This window comes from Bifidobacterium italicum (genome assembly GCF_002286915.1).
Lineage (GTDB): Bacteria > Actinomycetota > Actinomycetes > Actinomycetales > Bifidobacteriaceae > Bifidobacterium > Bifidobacterium italicum.
Genome location: NZ_MVOG01000003.1, coordinates 1 through 15,326, shown reverse-complemented (window position 1 = coordinate 15,326; position 15,326 = coordinate 1). Strand labels below are relative to the sequence as shown.

Annotated in this window: 21 protein-coding genes and 1 tRNA gene; 20 read left to right on the top strand and 2 right to left on the bottom strand. The window is 64.2% G+C overall.

From position 1 onward, the window contains the following. Positions 1 to 44: 44 nt before the first annotated feature. The 20 genes from rplN to B1400_RS00430 all read left to right on the top strand — a co-directional run bounded on the left by rplN (position 45) and on the right by B1400_RS00430 (position 14,403). Positions 45 to 413 (top strand): 50S ribosomal protein L14, encoded by a 369-nt coding sequence (gene rplN / locus B1400_RS00525; RefSeq protein ID WP_022858223.1) that lies wholly within the window; start codon positions 45 to 47, stop codon positions 411 to 413. 2 nt (positions 414 to 415) lie between these two features. Further along, positions 416 to 751 (top strand): 50S ribosomal protein L24, encoded by a 336-nt coding sequence (gene rplX, locus B1400_RS00520; protein ID WP_024540965.1) that lies wholly within the window; start codon positions 416 to 418, stop codon positions 749 to 751. After that, a complete protein-coding gene (gene rplE / locus B1400_RS00515) occupies positions 748 to 1,332 on the top strand; it encodes a 50S ribosomal protein L5 (RefSeq protein WP_095612553.1) in 585 nt (194 codons plus the stop codon). The genes rplX and rplE overlap by 4 nt, the downstream gene beginning before the upstream one ends. A gap of 1 nt (position 1,333) precedes the next feature. Continuing rightward, the gene (locus B1400_RS00510; RefSeq protein WP_004268593.1) at positions 1,334 to 1,519 is read left to right on the top strand and encodes a type Z 30S ribosomal protein S14; all 186 of its coding nucleotides are present in this window, start codon (positions 1,334 to 1,336) and stop codon (positions 1,517 to 1,519) included. A gap of 88 nt (positions 1,520 to 1,607) precedes the next feature. After that, entirely contained in the window at positions 1,608 to 2,006 is a 399-nt protein-coding gene (gene rpsH, locus B1400_RS00505) for a 30S ribosomal protein S8 (RefSeq protein WP_024540963.1), read from the top strand. Between the two features lie 17 nt (positions 2,007 to 2,023). Then, positions 2,024 to 2,563 (top strand): 50S ribosomal protein L6, encoded by a 540-nt coding sequence (gene rplF / locus B1400_RS00500; RefSeq protein ID WP_095612552.1) that lies wholly within the window; start codon positions 2,024 to 2,026, stop codon positions 2,561 to 2,563. A gap of 1 nt (position 2,564) precedes the next feature. Next, positions 2,565 to 2,936: a 50S ribosomal protein L18 gene (gene rplR, locus B1400_RS00495; protein ID WP_024540961.1), complete on the top strand. Its 372-nt coding sequence runs from the start codon at positions 2,565 to 2,567 to the stop codon at positions 2,934 to 2,936. After that, entirely contained in the window at positions 2,933 to 3,652 is a 720-nt protein-coding gene (gene rpsE, locus B1400_RS00490; protein WP_034247860.1) for a 30S ribosomal protein S5, read from the top strand. Before rplR ends, rpsE begins: the two co-directional genes overlap by 4 nt. After that, positions 3,652 to 3,834 (top strand): 50S ribosomal protein L30, encoded by a 183-nt coding sequence (gene rpmD / locus B1400_RS00485; RefSeq protein ID WP_024540959.1) that lies wholly within the window; start codon positions 3,652 to 3,654, stop codon positions 3,832 to 3,834. Before rpsE ends, rpmD begins: the two co-directional genes overlap by 1 nt. Positions 3,835 to 3,836: 2 nt before the next feature. Next, positions 3,837 to 4,292, top strand: a complete 456-nt coding sequence (gene rplO / locus B1400_RS00480) for a 50S ribosomal protein L15 (protein WP_024540958.1) — start codon at positions 3,837 to 3,839, stop codon at positions 4,290 to 4,292. A 331-nt stretch (positions 4,293 to 4,623) separates the two neighbouring features. After that, a complete protein-coding gene (gene secY / locus B1400_RS00475; RefSeq protein ID WP_095612551.1) occupies positions 4,624 to 5,955 on the top strand; it encodes a preprotein translocase subunit SecY in 1,332 nt (443 codons plus the stop codon). Between the two features lie 123 nt (positions 5,956 to 6,078). Beyond that, the gene (locus B1400_RS00470; RefSeq protein ID WP_095612550.1) at positions 6,079 to 6,657 is read left to right on the top strand and encodes an adenylate kinase; all 579 of its coding nucleotides are present in this window, start codon (positions 6,079 to 6,081) and stop codon (positions 6,655 to 6,657) included. A gap of 266 nt (positions 6,658 to 6,923) precedes the next feature. Continuing rightward, on the top strand, positions 6,924 to 7,142 hold the full coding sequence (gene infA, locus B1400_RS00465; RefSeq protein WP_004268611.1) for a translation initiation factor IF-1: 219 nt from the start codon (positions 6,924 to 6,926) through the stop codon (positions 7,140 to 7,142). A 25-nt stretch (positions 7,143 to 7,167) separates the two neighbouring features. Then, the gene (rpmJ, locus tag B1400_RS00460) at positions 7,168 to 7,281 is read left to right on the top strand and encodes a 50S ribosomal protein L36 (RefSeq protein ID WP_003814578.1); all 114 of its coding nucleotides are present in this window, start codon (positions 7,168 to 7,170) and stop codon (positions 7,279 to 7,281) included. 129 nt (positions 7,282 to 7,410) lie between these two features. Beyond that, positions 7,411 to 7,788 (top strand): 30S ribosomal protein S13, encoded by a 378-nt coding sequence (gene rpsM, locus B1400_RS00455; RefSeq protein WP_024540955.1) that lies wholly within the window; start codon positions 7,411 to 7,413, stop codon positions 7,786 to 7,788. A gap of 84 nt (positions 7,789 to 7,872) precedes the next feature. Beyond that, positions 7,873 to 8,271, top strand: a complete 399-nt coding sequence (gene rpsK, locus B1400_RS00450) for a 30S ribosomal protein S11 (protein ID WP_024540954.1) — start codon at positions 7,873 to 7,875, stop codon at positions 8,269 to 8,271. 76 nt (positions 8,272 to 8,347) lie between these two features. After that, positions 8,348 to 9,343, top strand: coding sequence for a DNA-directed RNA polymerase subunit alpha (locus B1400_RS00445; protein ID WP_024540953.1), 996 nt, complete (start codon positions 8,348 to 8,350; stop codon positions 9,341 to 9,343). 94 nt (positions 9,344 to 9,437) lie between these two features. Beyond that, positions 9,438 to 9,917: a 50S ribosomal protein L17 gene (gene rplQ, locus B1400_RS00440; protein WP_095612549.1), complete on the top strand. Its 480-nt coding sequence runs from the start codon at positions 9,438 to 9,440 to the stop codon at positions 9,915 to 9,917. A gap of 190 nt (positions 9,918 to 10,107) precedes the next feature. Continuing rightward, on the top strand, positions 10,108 to 13,461 hold the full coding sequence (locus B1400_RS00435) for a hypothetical protein (protein WP_095612548.1): 3,354 nt from the start codon (positions 10,108 to 10,110) through the stop codon (positions 13,459 to 13,461). A 33-nt stretch (positions 13,462 to 13,494) separates the two neighbouring features. Next, positions 13,495 to 14,403 carry a tRNA pseudouridine synthase A gene (locus tag B1400_RS00430; RefSeq protein ID WP_095612547.1) on the top strand — a complete coding sequence of 303 codons (909 nt, stop codon included), beginning with the start codon at positions 13,495 to 13,497 and terminating at the stop codon, positions 14,401 to 14,403. A 120-nt stretch (positions 14,404 to 14,523) separates the two neighbouring features. Here the strand turns inward: B1400_RS00430 and B1400_RS00425 are convergent. Both B1400_RS00425 and B1400_RS09560 read right to left on the bottom strand, forming a co-directional pair. Beyond that, positions 14,524 to 14,612: transfer RNA gene (locus B1400_RS00425), tRNA-Ser, on the bottom strand. Between the two features lie 101 nt (positions 14,613 to 14,713). Further along, positions 14,714 to 15,326, bottom strand: a 613-nt coding sequence (locus B1400_RS09560; RefSeq protein ID WP_095612546.1) for a hypothetical protein, incomplete at its 5' end; no start/stop codon positions are given.

The window sequence follows — 15,326 nt, the reverse complement described above, 5'->3', positions numbered from 1 at the left end:
TGGACCGGGTGATCAGGGAGAACCAGCTCGGCTAAGGAGAATCAATGATTCAACAGGAAACGCGGCTTCATGTCGCCGACAACACGGGTGCGAAGGAACTCCTGTGCATCCGAGTGCTCGGCGGATCGAAGCGACGCTATGCTGGAATCGGCGACGTGATCGTCGCCTCCGTTAAGGATGCGATCCCTAACGGTTCCGTCAAGAAGGGCGACGTCGTCAAGGCCGTCGTCGTCCGTACCGTCAAGGAACGCCGTCGCGCCGACGGCTCCTACATCAAGTTCGACGAGAACGCCGCCGTCATTCTCGGCTCCGGCCGTGAACCGAAGGGCACTCGTATCTTCGGACCGGTCGGCCGTGAACTGCGCGACAAGCGCTTCATGCGCATCGTGTCCCTCGCCCCGGAGGTGATCTGAGAATGGTAGCCAAGATTAAGAGCGGCGACCTCGTCAAGGTCATCCGCGGCAAGGATCGCGGCAAGGAAGGCACCGTCAAGCGTGTGCTCAAGGACGACCGTCTGATCGTCGAAGGCGTTCAGATCGTCAAGAAGCACGTCCGCGCGACCCAGCAGGGTCAGCAGGCCGGCATCGTCGAGGTCGAGGCCCCGATCCATCGCTCCAACGTGATGGTCATCGATCCCGAGACCAAGCAGCCGACGCGCGTTGGCGTCATCGTCAAGGAAGAAGCACGCGACGGCAAGGTCAAGACCGTGCGCGTCCGCGTTGCGAAGAAGTCAGGAAAGGAGCTGGCATGAGCGAAGTGGTTGAAGAGATCACCGTCGAAGCGCCTGTTACTCCGCGCCTGAAGCAGGAGTACAAGGACGTCATCGTCCCTGAACTCGAGAAGGAATTCAAGCACGACAACCCGATGCAGATCCCGCGCATCGAGAAGGTCGTCGTCTCGATGGGCGTCGGCGCCGCGGCTCGCGACTCCAAGCTCATCGAAGGCGCCGTGCGTGACCTCACCGCGATCACCGGTCAGAAGCCGAAGATCACGAAGGCCAAGAAGTCCGTCGCGCAGTTCCATCTGCGTGAGGGCCAGGCCATCGGTGCCTACGTCACGCTCCGCGGCGACCGCATGTGGGAGTTCCTCGATCGTCTTCTCACGCTGGCGCTGCCGCGCATCCGCGATTTCCGCGGCATCAACGGCCACCAGTTCGACGGTCAGGGCAACTACAACTTCGGTCTGACCGAGCAGTCCATGTTCCACGAGATCGATCCCGATTCGATCGATCACCAGCGCGGCATGGACATCACCGTGGTGACCACCACTAAGAGCGACGACGAGGCCTATGCGCTGCTCAAGGCGCTCGGCTTCCCGTTCAAGGAGAACTGAAATGGCAAAAACGTGTCTTAAGGTCAAGGCGCTGCGCAAGCCGAAGTTCAAGGTGCGTGCGTACACCCGTTGCATGGTCTGCGGCCGTCCTCATTCGGTCTACCGCAAGTTCGGCCTCTGCCGCATCTGCCTTCGCGAGAAGGCCCACCGCGGCGAGCTGCCCGGCGTCACGAAGTCCAGTTGGTAAATATCGACGCTGAAGGTCCGCGGCCCCGAAGGACTGCATGCAGTCCCAAGGGCGGCGGAAACCACGGCGAGAAAGGGCGTTAGCCCAAATGACAATGACAGATCCGATCGCAGATATGCTTACGCGTCTGCGTAATGCGAGCGCGGCCAAGCACGAAACCGTGGATATGCCGTACTCCAAGTTCAAGAAGAACATCGCCGAGATCCTCAAGCGTGAAGGCTACATCGCTGACTTCACCGCCAAGGAGGCCCGCGTCGGCCAGACGCTCGAGCTCACGCTCAAGTACGGCCCGAACGGCGAGCGTTCCATCCAGGGCATCAAGCGCATCTCGAAGCCGGGCCTTCGCCGCTACGCGAAGTCCGACGCGCTGCCGATGCCGCTCGGTGGTCTCGGAATCGCCATCATCTCGACAAGCTCGGGACTGATGACTCAGAAGGAATGCCTCGACCGGGGCATCGGCGGCGAGATCGTCGCCTACGTTTGGTGAGAAAGGAGAGCTGAACAATGGCATCACATATCGGCAAGCTCCCGATCACCATTCCGTCGGGCGATGAGATCACGATCAACGGTCAGGAGTTCACGGTCAAGGGACCGAAGGGCTCCGACTCCTACACCATCCCTGAAGGCATCACCGCCAAGGTCGAAGGCGACGAGCTCATCGTGAGCGCGAACGACGATCTGCGTCCGACCCGTGCGAAGCACGGCCTCGCCCGCTCGATCATGGCCTCGATGGTCAAGGGTGTGCACGACGGCTACACGAAGAGCCTCGACATCGTCGGCACCGGTTACCGCGCTCAGATGAAGGGCAAGGGCATCGAGTTCTCGCTCGGTTACTCCCACACCATCACCGTTGAGCCGCCGGAGGGCATCGAGTTCGAACTGCCGAACCCGAACCAGGTGATCGTCAAGGGCACCGACAAGCAGGTCGTCGGCCAGGTCGCCGCGAACATCCGCAAGCTTCGTGCCCCGGAACCCTACAAGGGCAAGGGCATCAAGTACTCGGACGAGCGCATCCGTCGCAAGGCTGGAAAGGCTGGTAAGTGATATGAGCGTCAAGATCTACGGTAAAGGCAAGAAGGTCGCGCTGAAGCGTCGCCACGCTCGTATCCGCAAGCGCATCAGCGGCACCGCCGAGCTCCCGCGTCTGGTGGTCACGCGTTCCAACCGCCACATGGTCGCCCAGATCGTCGATGACACGATCGGCAAGACGATCGTCAGCGAATCCACGCTGATGAGCGATTTCGCCGACTTCGAGGGCACGAAGACCGAAGCGGCCAAGCAGGTCGGCCTCCTGATCGCCAAGAAGGCACAGGATGCGGGCATCACCGCGGTCGTCTTCGACCGTGGCGGCAACATGTACCATGGTCGCGTCGCAGCCGTCGCTGATGGCGCCCGCGAGGGAGGTCTGGCACTGTGAGCGACAACGAAAAGGAAACCCAGGTGGCTGAAGAAACTCAGAACACTCAGGCAACCGCCGAGTCCAACAACGACGACCGCAGGAACCGTCGCGGACAGCGTGGTGAAGGCCGTCGTGGCGAGCGTCGCAACCGTCGCGAGGAGAACCGCGGCGACGAGATGCTCGATCGCGTCGTGACGATCAACCGCGTGTCCAAGACCCACAAGGGCGGCCGTACGTTCAGCTTCGCCGCGCTCGTCGTCGTCGGTGACGGCAACGGCACCGTCGGCGTCGGCTACGGCAAGTCCCGTGAGGTCCCGGCGGCGATCGCCAAGGGCCAGCTGGACGCCAAGAAGCATCTGTTCAACGTCCCGCGCGTGCGCGGCACCGTGACCCACCCGGTCACCGGTCGCGACCACGCCGGCGTCGTCATGCTTCGCCCGGCCGCTCCGGGTACCGGCGTCATCGCCGGCTCCGCGGTGCGCGCCGTCATGGAATGCGCAGGCATCACCGACGTCCTGACGAAGTCGATGGGTTCGTCGACCGCGGTCAACGTGGTTCGCGCGACCGTCGACGCCCTCAAGCAGCTCGAAGAGCCCGAGGAGATCGCGGCCCGTCGTGGACTGTCCGTGCAGGAAGTCGCGCCGGATGCGCTGCTCCGCTCTCGTGCGGCCGGCATCGCCGAGGCCCGCAAGGCCCGCGAGGAAGCCCAGGCTGCCGCAAAGGATGGTGAGTGATGGCTAATCTCAAGATCACGCTCGTGCACGGTGTCTGCGGTGCGAACCCGAAGCAGCGTGCGACCGTGCAGACGCTGGCCCTTCGCAAGATCGGCCAGAGCGTCGTCCGTGAAGACAATTCGACGACGCGCGGCCTCATCAACGTCGTGCGTCATCTGGTCAAGGTCGAGGAGGCTGAGTGATCATGGCTGAAGAGAACAACATTCTGCAGATGCATGACCTCCGTCCGGCTCCGGGCGCCAAGAAGGACCGCATTCGCGTCGGTCGTGGCGAAGGCTCGAAGGGCAAGACCTCGGGTCGTGGCGACAAGGGCACCAAGAAGCGCTACCAGGTTCGTCCTGGCTTCGAAGGTGGCCAGCTGCCGCTCTACATGCGCCTGCCGAAGCTCCGCGGCTTCCGCAGCCCGTTCAAGACCGAGTACCAGGTCGTCAACATCAGCACCCTCGCGGAGCTCTTCCCGCAGGGTGGCGACGTCACCGTGGCCGATCTCGTGGCCAAGGGTGCCGTCCGCGCCAACCGTCCGGTCAAGGTCCTCGGCGAGGGTGAGACGACGGTGGCCTTCACCATCAAGGGTGTCAAGGCCTCCGCTTCCGCCAAGGCGAAGATCGAAGCCGCCGGTGGCTCGATCAGCGAAGACTGATTGAGGTCGGCCGGGGCCGCGGTCCCGGCCTGACCGATACTGTCGATATGGTCCCCTCCACGCATCGCGGGAGGGGACCATATCGTTATCCGGCCCACTATCCGGACAGATTCACATCGCCGATGAGGCTCATCCGCGGGCGCCGACGCCCGCATGCCGGAATGGCCGCGGCATGACTGCGAACGTTCTCGGTATACGAAATGTGCGGAAATTCTATAGATTTTGGAAGCGACGCCGCAACCGGTAGACACGATGGGATAAACTCTTCCCCTAGAGTGTGTTTTTCGACCGTGTGCGAGCGAGTTCGTACCAGACATGGAGGGAACCCAAGGTGAGGACATTAATCCAGGCCTTCCGAACCAAGGAACTGAGGAAGAAGATCTTCTTCGTCCTTGGCATGATCATCATTTACCGCATCGGCGCGTTCATCCCCGCCCCGGGCGTCAGCGAGCAGGCCGTGCGTGCATGCACGGCGAGCACCGGCTCCGAGAACTTCATCGGACTGGTCAACCTGTTCTCCGGCGGCGCGATGCTCCAGCTGTCCATCTTCGCACTCGGCGTCATGCCGTACATCACCGCGTCGATCGTCATCCAGCTGCTGCGCGTCGTCATCCCGCGATTCGAGACGCTGCACAAAGAAGGCCAGTCGGGCGAGGCGAAGCTCACGCAGTACACGCGTTACCTGACGATCGGCCTGGCGATCCTGCAGTCGACGACGATCGTCGTCACCGCGAAGTCCGGCGCGCTCTTCAACTACCAGTGCCCGAACATCATCCCGGACGGTTCGATCTGGACGCTCGTCGTCATGGTCCTCGTCATGACCGGCGGCACCGGCCTGATCATGTGGATGGCCGAGCTCATCACCGAGAAGGGCATCGGCCAGGGCATGTCGATCCTCATCTTCCTGTCCATCTGCTCCGGCTTCCTGCCGCAGCTGTGGCAGATCGGCTACGGCACGAACGGCTCCGACGGCAACTGGGGCAAGTTCGCGATCGTCACCGGCGTCCTGCTCGTCATCATGGTCTTCGTCAACTACGTCGAGCTTTCGCAGCGCCGCATCCCGGTGCAGTACACGCGCCGCATGATCGGCCGCAAGATGTACGGCGGCTCCTCGACCTACCTGCCGCTCAAGATCAACATGAGCGGTGTCATCCCGCCGATCTTCGCCTCGTCGATCCTCGCGATCCCGACGCTCATCGCGCAGTTCGGCAAGTCCGACGCGGGCTGGGTCCAGTGGATCAACACGAACCTCGCGAACTCGACGACGCTGTGGTACATCCTGCTGTACGCGCTGATGATCGTGTTCTTCACGTTCTTCTACACCGAGATCACGTTCAACCCGGACGAGACCGCCGACAACATGAAGCAGTACGGCGGCTTCATCCCGGGCATCCGCGCGGGCAACGCGACGGCGCGCTACCTCAAGTACGTCATCAACCGACTCAACACCGTCGGCGCCGTCTACCTGCTCTTCGTCGCGCTGCTGCCGACCGTGCTCATCATGGCGCTCAACCTCAACACGCAGCTGCCCTTCGGCGGTACGACGATCCTGATCATCGCCGGCGTCGGCCTCGACACGCTGCGTCAGGCGAAGGCCCAGACCGAGCAGTACCAGTACGCCGGATTCCTGTTCGAGAACAACGAGCACATCGAAGGCAAGTGATCGGCCTGCGATGACGTCCTGACATGGGGGCGCCGCGCATGCGCGGCGCCCCCATGCATTCCTGCGTCCGAGTATGCTTGACGTGGATTCATCCAGCAATGCGACAACGAAAGGACACCACGCATGCGTCTTCTCATCATGGGACCCCAGGGCGTCGGCAAGGGCACGCAGGCCGCGCTGCTCGCCACCCATTACGACATCCCGGCGATCTCGACCGGCGACATCTTCCGATACAACATCAAAAACAAGACGCCGCTCGGCCTCGAGGCGCTGTCCTACACGGACAAGGGCGAACTCGTGCCGGACTCGCTGACGAACACGATCGTCAAGGATCGCCTCGCGATGGACGACACCGTCAACGGCTGGATCCTCGACGGCTATCCGCGCAACGCGGCGCAGGTCGAGGCGCTCGACGCGATGCTCGCCGAGCTCGGCCAGTCCCTCGACGCCGTCGTTGCGCTCGAGGCGGGCCGCGACGTGCTTCTCGAGCGTATGGCCAAGCGCGCGAAGGAGCAGGGCCGCTCCGACGACACGCCGGAGGTCATCGCGAAGCGTCTCGAGACCTATGAGAAGGAGACGGCCCCGCTGCTCGGCATCTACAAGGAACGCGGCCTGCTCATCACCGTCGACGGCGTCGGCGACGTCGACGCGATCTCGCAGACGATCATCGAGAAGCTCGACGCGAACGTCAAGGCGAGCTGAGCGCCTGCCGCACGCACACGATGACGACTCACGACGTGCGCGACGCCGCGGTCTTCGGACGCGGGCGCCGCGCACGTCGTCGCATATGCGGGCATCGGGGGAGGGCAGCGGCATGCGCCGGGAATAGCGGGGGAGCGGCGTCAGTTGTGCACGGCGGGACGTAATACGACACGCCGTATTTGAATCTCGGGTCGTTTCGTGTATTCTTGCAATTTGGTGTGTCTTCGGACACAGCAGTAAGTCGATCATCGAATGGAATCGGGATTATGGCAAAAGACGGTGTGATTGAAGTCGAAGGACGAGTCGTCGAGGCATTGCCGAACGCGATGTTCCGCGTCGAACTGGAGAACAAGCACATCGTGCTGGCGACGATCTCGGGCAAGATGCGCAAGAACTACATCCGCATCCTGCCACAGGATCGCGTCGTGCTTGAGATGAGCCCATACGATCTCAATCGTGGTCGGATTACGTACCGCTACAAGTAAGGTACAACCAAAGTAAGGAACAACCATGAAGGTTAGCCCAAGTGTGAAGAGGATCTGCGAGAACTGCCGTGTGATCCGTCGTCACGGCCGCGTCATGGTGATCTGCACCAACCCGCGTCACAAGCAGCGTCAGGGCTGAGCAGACCCAGCGGCACACCAATCCAGGCACTAAGTCACAGTCCCATCGGACTGAACCCCGGGAGCGCAGGCCCGGGCCGGGAAACCGGGAGACTCGGTGCAAGACCTGCGTGAAACAGAAGGAATCGCAATGGCACGTCTTGCCGGAGTCGACATCCCCAATGACAAGCGCATCGAGATCGCGCTGACCTACATCTTCGGTGTGGGCCGCACTCGTGCGAAGGAAACCCTTGCCGCGACCGGAATCAACCCGGACACCCGCGTCAAGGATCTGACGGATGAGCAGCTGATCACGCTGCGTGATTACCTCGAGTCCAACTACAAGATCGAAGGCGATCTGCGTCGTGAGATCGACGCCGATATCCGTCGTAAGATTCAGATCAACTGCTACCAGGGCATGCGTCACCGTAAGGGACTCCCGGTCCGCGGACAGCGTACCAAGACCAATGCGCGTACCCGTAAGGGACCGAAGCGCACGGTCGCCGGAAAGAAGAAGGCCACCAAGTAATAGGTGAGCCCCGGGTCGCGGCCACGGCTCACACCATCGCCGCGCCAAATCAACCAAGAGTTCGTTACAAGGAAACGAGGGTCAATGGCAGCTCAAAAGCAGGCTGCGCGCAAGACTCGTCGCCGCGATCGCAAGTCGATCCCGGTCGGTCAGGCGCACATCAAGTCAACGTTCAACAACACCATCATCTCCATCACCGATCCGTCCGGCGCGGTTGTGTCCTGGGCGTCCGGTGGCGACGTCGGTTTCAAGGGCTCCCGCAAGTCCACGCCGTACGCCGCCGGCATGGCAGCCGAATCCGCGGCCCGCAAGGCCATGGAGCACGGCGTCAAGAAGGTCGATGTCTTCGTCAAGGGCCCGGGTTCCGGTCGCGAGACCGCCATCCGCTCCCTGCAGTCCGCAGGTCTCGAAGTCGGTTCGATCACCGATGCGACGCCGGTGGCTTTCAACGGCGTGCGTCCTCCGAAGCGTCGCCACGTCTGAGCACTAGACCAAACCATCCATAGAGCCGCTTGAGGCCGATGAGTGCACCATCGGCCGAAGCTGAAAGGATAACACAGTGCTTATCGCACAGCGTCCGACACTTACCGAGGAATCGCTCAACCCTCAGCGTTCCCGTTTCATCATCGAGCCACTCGAGCCGGGCTTCGGCTACACGCTTGGCAACTCGCTTCGCCGTACCCTCTTGAGCTCGATTCCGGGAGCGGCAGTCACGTCGGTGCGTATTTCCGGTGCCCTGCACGAGTTCACCACTCTGCCGGGAGTTGAGGAAGACGTCACTGAGATCCTGCTCAACATCAAAGGCATCGTGCTCACGAGCGAATATGACGAGCCCGTTGTCATGTATCTGCGCAAGAGCGGCAAGGGTGAGGCCACCGCGGGGGACATCACCCCGCCGGCCGGCGTCACGATCGCCAATCCGGAGATGCACATCGCCACCCTCGCCGACGACGGCGAACTCGAGATCGAGTTCACGGTCGAGCGGGGCCGCGGTTACGTCCCGGCGCAGATGAACAAGCAGGATGGTGATGAGATCGGCCGCATCCCGGTCGATTCCATCTATTCGCCGGTGCTCAAGGTGAGCTACAAGGTCGAGGCGACGCGCGTCGAACAGCGCACCGATTTCGACCGGCTCATTCTGGATGTGGAGACCAAGCCGGCCATCTCCCCGCGCGACGCCGTCGCTTCCGCTGGCTCGACGCTCGTGGAGCTCTTCGGCCTGTGCCGTGAGCTCAACACGCAGGCCGAGGGCGTCGAGGTCGGTCCGGCCCCCGTCGTGGAGGAGGCCGATCCGGAGATGGCCGTCCCGATCGAGGATCTCAACCTCACGCAGCGCAGCTACAACTGCCTCAAGCGTGAAGGCATCCACACGGTCGGCGAACTGGTCAACCACACGGAGCAGGATCTGCTCGACATCCGTAATTTCGGTATGAAGTCCATCGATGAGGTCAAGGAGAAGCTCCAGTCCCTGGGACTGTCGCTCAAGGCCTCGCCGCTCGGCTTCGATACCAGCAACCTCGAAGGTGGCACCTTCTTCTCGCCTGAGGACGAGTGAGACCGACCCCCTTTCGACACAACCACCGCTTCGCCGGTCTCGGATGTTCGGGCAGCTGCCCACCTGAGTCCGGCGGGGCATGCAAGGAGAAACAATGCCTACACCTAAGAAAGGCCCACGTCTGGCTTCCAGCCCGGCACACGAGCGCCTGATGCTCGCGAACATGGCCACCAGCCTGTTCGAGCACGGCCGCATCACGACGACGCTGCCGAAGGCCAAGCGCCTCCGTCCGCTCGCCGAGCGCCTGATCACCTTCGCGAAGCGCGGCGATCTGCACTCGCGCCGTCGTGTGATGCGCGTCATCCGCAACAAGTCCGTCGTGCACAAGCTCTTCACCGAGATCGCCGAGCAGATGGAACAGCGTGAGGGCGGCTACACCCGCATCGTCAAGATCGCCCCGCGCAAGGGCGATTCCGCTCCCGCCGCGATCATCGCGCTCGTCACCGAGCCGGTGAGCCCGAAGAAGGCGGTCGTCAAGGAAGCCGAGGCCGCGACGAAGGTCGCCGCCAAGGAAGAGGCCCCGGTTGAGGCTCCGGCCGAGACCGAGACGAACGAGGCCGAGAACGCCGAGTGAGTCCGGTCCACTGACCGTGTGAGGGTCAGCACCTTTCAAGGTGCTGGCCCTTTTTGTTTGGCGTGCCGTGGGCGCATCATCCTAGACGATCGGGGCGATCGTTGCCGGGCTTATCCCCATAGACGAACGATGCCGGGGATACGGCGCATCGCACGACAATGTTGCATAGTGGTCCAGATTGGAAGCGACTATGAACGGATACAGGGAGCAGACCGGAATGCGCGTCTCGAGGTGCCGTCGCCTCATCGCAGCCCTGATGGCCATCGCGATGACGGCGATACTGGGATTCCTCTCCTATACGGCGTATGGCGTGGAGCCGCGTCATGACGCGGCGCATATGGCATCGCCGCACGCCGCCCTCCTCGCCGATGGGGCGTCAGCCGGCGACGGGCCGTCCGATGACGCCGCGTTGACGGCGGTCAGCGCGGACGGCAAGGCGAAGCTGTATCTGAGCGCGAACCGGATCGGCAACGTGGCCGACGCGCCTTCGGGCATCACGCTGACGCTCGCCGTCGTGGGCGAGGCGGGCACGACCTATACCGTCACCATCCCGAAATCCTCATCCTATGCGGGCACTTACTCCATAGGCCCCGGCGACGACCTGCCGGCCGACATCGGCACCGTGACCAGAACCGAGACGAACGACGCCGTCGTGTTCTCGATCGACTTCACGACCGCGTCGGCGTCCGTCGAACTGTCGGTGAACCTGGCGGCGATCAACAACTACACCTCGCAGTCCGTGCCGATGACGATCATCGGCGAATCGACGCGGACGATCAGCTGGACCTGCCGCAGGAAGACGATGACGCAGCCCGAGCAGATGCCGTCCCTGACGATCACGCAGTACGTGAAGCCGGCGATGTCGCCGAAGGCGCCCGTACGCACATCGCCGGACCAGACGTCGGTCCCCGCCGTCAACGGCAAGACCGACTACACCTACCGTTTCGACGTGAACGAGGTCGACGGCGTGCGGGACGACACGTCCTACGCTTCCGCACAGGTGAACTCGGCGGTCAACTACGGCACGACGATCACGATTCCGACGCCGCCACACTTCGTCCTCAACACGGACGCCACCGCGGCGAAGAACGCCTTCGACGACGACACGACGATCAGCCAGCCGGGCGGCGAGGGCCACGACATCATCATCAGCGTGCCGAAGGGCAGCGGCGCGCAGGGCTACGAGAGCAAGCCGGGATACTATCTGGTAGGCCGCATCAACGCGCAGAACACAACGGCCACGCAGACCTTCACCGCCTCGGGCGACATCACCATCGACCAGACGTATGTGGACGCCCAAGGCGCCACGCGCCATCTGCGCAAGACGCTTCCGGACGACTGGAGCGAACAGCTGCGTTCGAGCGACCAGAAGGGGTTGTGCCCCGTCGCGGGCGGGCAGTGCCTCAAGACGACGATCGCGGGCAACAACACGGACGACGACATCCTGCTCACCGATCCAAGCCATCTGACGACGCTCGCCTTCGCGGGGTTCGCGAACAACAGCCCCGAAGATCTCGAGGACGCCGTGATCACGATGGACGTCCCCAGCGGCTTCGACGCCACGGCGATCGTCACGCCGGCGAGCGCCGTCGATCTCAAGGGACTGACCTCGTACCGCTACGAGCTCACGTTGGCCGACGGCACGCGGCAGAGCGGCACCGTGCCGGCTGGCGGCACGATCACACGCGTCAAGGATTCGCCGATCCGCACCGCCAAGCTGTATCCGAACCTGCTGATGGCCGGCGCGCACACGGCCGACGCGTCCTCATGCACGACGCTCGCCGACGACAACGCGAACTGCGCGGGCAGGGTCATGCTGTATCTGCAGGGCACGCTCGCCGCCCGGTACGACGACGGCGCGCCGGTCAAGCGCGGCGATGACCTGGTCACGTCGATCTCGATGACCGATCCCGAGAAGGCGTTCCAATGGGATGCGGATTCCCGGCGTTTCGTCCAGTTCTCGGTGCAGGCCTCCGTCACGCAGCAGGTGATCGTGCCGAGCCAGCTGCGCGCGGCGTTGCAGCCCTTCGGCTGGCAGACGAGCAAGGAGCCGGGTGATCTCGAATCGGGATACCTCTCGGTCTACCAGAGCTACGGCGGCACGACGCCGACGATCTACGAACCGGAGTTCTACTACGTGCTGCCGGCGGGCACCGTCTACAACCGCCAGAAGGGGCTGACGACGCTCAACTCCAACGCCGGCACGAGCCCGACGCCGAAGGTCAGCGAATTCCAGGCCAGTGACGGGCGCGAGGTCGTCAAGATCAGCTACCACGGCACAGGCTACTGGTTCAACTGCAACGAGGGCGCGAACACGCAGGCGTGGCTGTCGATCCTCGGCGACGCGACGACCGGCGTCTACCCGTACTCGATCTATGTATACAGCCCCACGACGCAGATGACGAACCGGAAGGTCGACACGAGCGCCCCCTCATGGAACCCCACATGGGTCGAGCACAGGACGACGGACCTCTACGAGGTCGGCGGCGGCAGCTGGTCGGTGAACGCCGCGAGGATCCTGATGAGCACGACGCAGGTGCAGGGCAACCTCGACGTGATGTTCAGCCGCAACGGCGAATCGAACGACATCGCCGCGACGAACACATTCAGCGACGCACGCGAGATGAACGTCGAAGTCGTCATCAACAACGGATCGTCGGTCGTGCAGCAGGATCTGCGGCAGTTCATCAACCTGCCCGACGGCGGCGGCGATGGCTTCGGCATACGGTTGACGGGACCCGTCACGGCGACGACGGACCGATCGGTCGTCCCGGACGGCACGACGGTCGCCTATTCCACGGCGCCGGCCGCGTTGAGCGCGACGGCGGTGCCCGACACGACTTCCTACGTGGACGCGGCGCACGTCACCGACTGGGGGGCGATCCGTTCGGTGCTCATCAAGGTACCGCAGCTGGCGAGCAACACGGTGGCCGGGCATTTCATCCTCCACGGCATCGATCCCACGCTCGCCGTCGACGCCGGCAAAAGCGAGTCGGTGGAATCCGGCCTGTACATCTCCGGGCTGCGGCTGGCCCCGCTCCTCTACCGTGCCGGCGACGAGCGCACGCCCACGATCACCGTCACCGGCAAGTCGACGATCACCGCACAGCTGGCGTACGTCGACGCCTCCGGCGCCGAGCGCGTCGTGCCGCTGGAGAACCTGACCAGGCATTACAGGAACAACCAGGACGTGTTCGCGAAGAGCGACTTCCCGCAGACCTTGGATGAACTCAAGGCCAAGGAGGGCGACCTCGTGCCCTCCGGTTACGATCTGGAGTCCATCCGGATCGTCGGCGACACGACCGCGCGGTATCCGGGCGGCTATCCGGCCGGCACCGCGCAGTGGGACACGACGGCCCGGTACGACTACAACGGCAGCGTCGTGCGCTACGAGCTAGTGGCCGCAGGAACGACGCCGGTGATGCCGATCACCGGAGCGGACGGCTTCTGGAACGTATTCACGCTGTCCGCGCTGCTCGCCGGCATGACGCTCGTCCCGGGCTGGTACGCCTTCTCCGGGCTACGCAGGCGCCACGGACGCTGAAGGGGAGGCCGGCGCATTTGCTAAGCTCGCCCTGTGACGCGCTTACGAATCGATCTGGCATACAACGGCGCCGCCTTCCACGGCTGGGCGGTGCAGCCGCAGGGCAGGACGGTGCAGGGGACGATCGAGGAGGCCTTGGGCAGGATCCTCGGATCGCATGGCGGCGCCGTCGCGCCTCGGCTGACCGTCGCCGGCCGCACCGACGCCGGCGTGCACGCCTCGCATCAGGTCTGCCATATCGACGTCGACGACGCCTCGCTCGCACGGTGCGTCGGGCATATGCGGCTCACGCCGGTGCAGGCGCTGGCGACGAGGCTGTCGCGCATGATGCCCGACGACATCGCCATCCATGACGTCACCGTCGCGCCGGACGGCTTCGACGCGCGCTTCTCCGCGCTCGAACGCACCTACGTGTACCGGATCGCCGACGCCGATGCACCATGGGATCCACGGCTCAAGGACTTCGTATGGCGCACCGACCGCGCGCTCGACGTCGCGCGGATGAACGAGGCCGCCGCATTGACGCTCGGGCTGCACGACTTCGGCTCCTTCGCCATCGCGAATCCGGGAGGGACGACGATCCGCGACGTGAAGACCGCGTATTGGGCGCGCGTGCCGGCGCGTCCGCTGCTCGACGCCGGCATGGGGGAGCGCTACCGGACGCCGGACGTCGAATCGGGGCTGCTGTGCCTCACGATCGTCGCCGACGCGTTCGCGCGCAACATGGTGCGCTCGCTCGTCGGCGCCTGTGTGCAGGTGGGGATGGGCAAACGCAGCGTCGACTGGTTCGCCGGCAAGATGGCGGTGCCGCTGCGCGAAGGCTCGACCGGGCCGATCGCTCCGCAGGGGCTGACGCTCGAGCACATCGCATACCCGGCCGACGACGAGCTGGCGGCGCGCGCCGAGGCGATCCGCGCGCGCCGCACATTGCCGGAGGACTGACCTGCGGGGCGTATGGGTGCGCGGGGCGGGACAGTGCAGGGCGCAAGGCGCGCTGTCTGGGTGTCAGGGGACCGGGAATGGCATGAAAAAAGGGCTTCCGGGCGAAGCCGGAAACCCTGATGGCGGATGAGGCGAGATTCGAACTCGCGGAGGGGGTTGCCCTCACACGCTTTCGAGGCGTGCTCCTTAGACCGCTCGGACACTCATCCATTCGCTGCAATCAAGCAACTTGTTCATTATGGCACAGGTTGCGTCCACGTCAAATCCTCGGCATGTCGCGACCGGAGACCGCGTTTGCGGATGACGCGGATCAACCGAAGAGGACGTCGTCGGTGCGGGGGTAGCCGAGAGTGAAGGCCGTGTACGCGTGCGTCGCGATGAGCATCGACAACTGCGCCAGCGCGGCGCGCATCTGCGTGCGCCGCGGCGAGGACATCGTCGCGTAGTCGACATGCGCGGAGGAGTCGAAGGCCGTGAGCTCGTCGCGCGCGCAGTCGATCTCCAGGATGGCGACGGTGTTCGCGCGCAGGCCGGTCGCCGGGTCTACGGCCTGCGCGCTGTGCGCCGTGAGCTCCTGCGTCGCGTACACCTTGCGGCGCAGGTCCCTCGCCCCGTCGGACAGATGCATCAGCCGCGACGCCGTCTCCTTGTGGTTGTCGCTCATCGCGAGCAGGTCGCCGTCCTTGACGAGGCGCGCCGTGGCCTCGTCCTCGGCCGCTCCGTCGGCGAAACGGCCGGCGAGCACTTCGGTGGCGAAGCCGGCGCGGTCCTCGGCGAGCGCGAGCTTCGCGAGCGCGTCGCCGCCGATGTCGAGCGCGTCGACGTCGTCGAGACGCTCGACGGTGAGCGGTTCGTAGGAGTCGCCGAGCGCGCCGGCGAGCGCATGCGCGGCGGCCTGCGCCTGCGCGCTGCGCAGTGTGCCC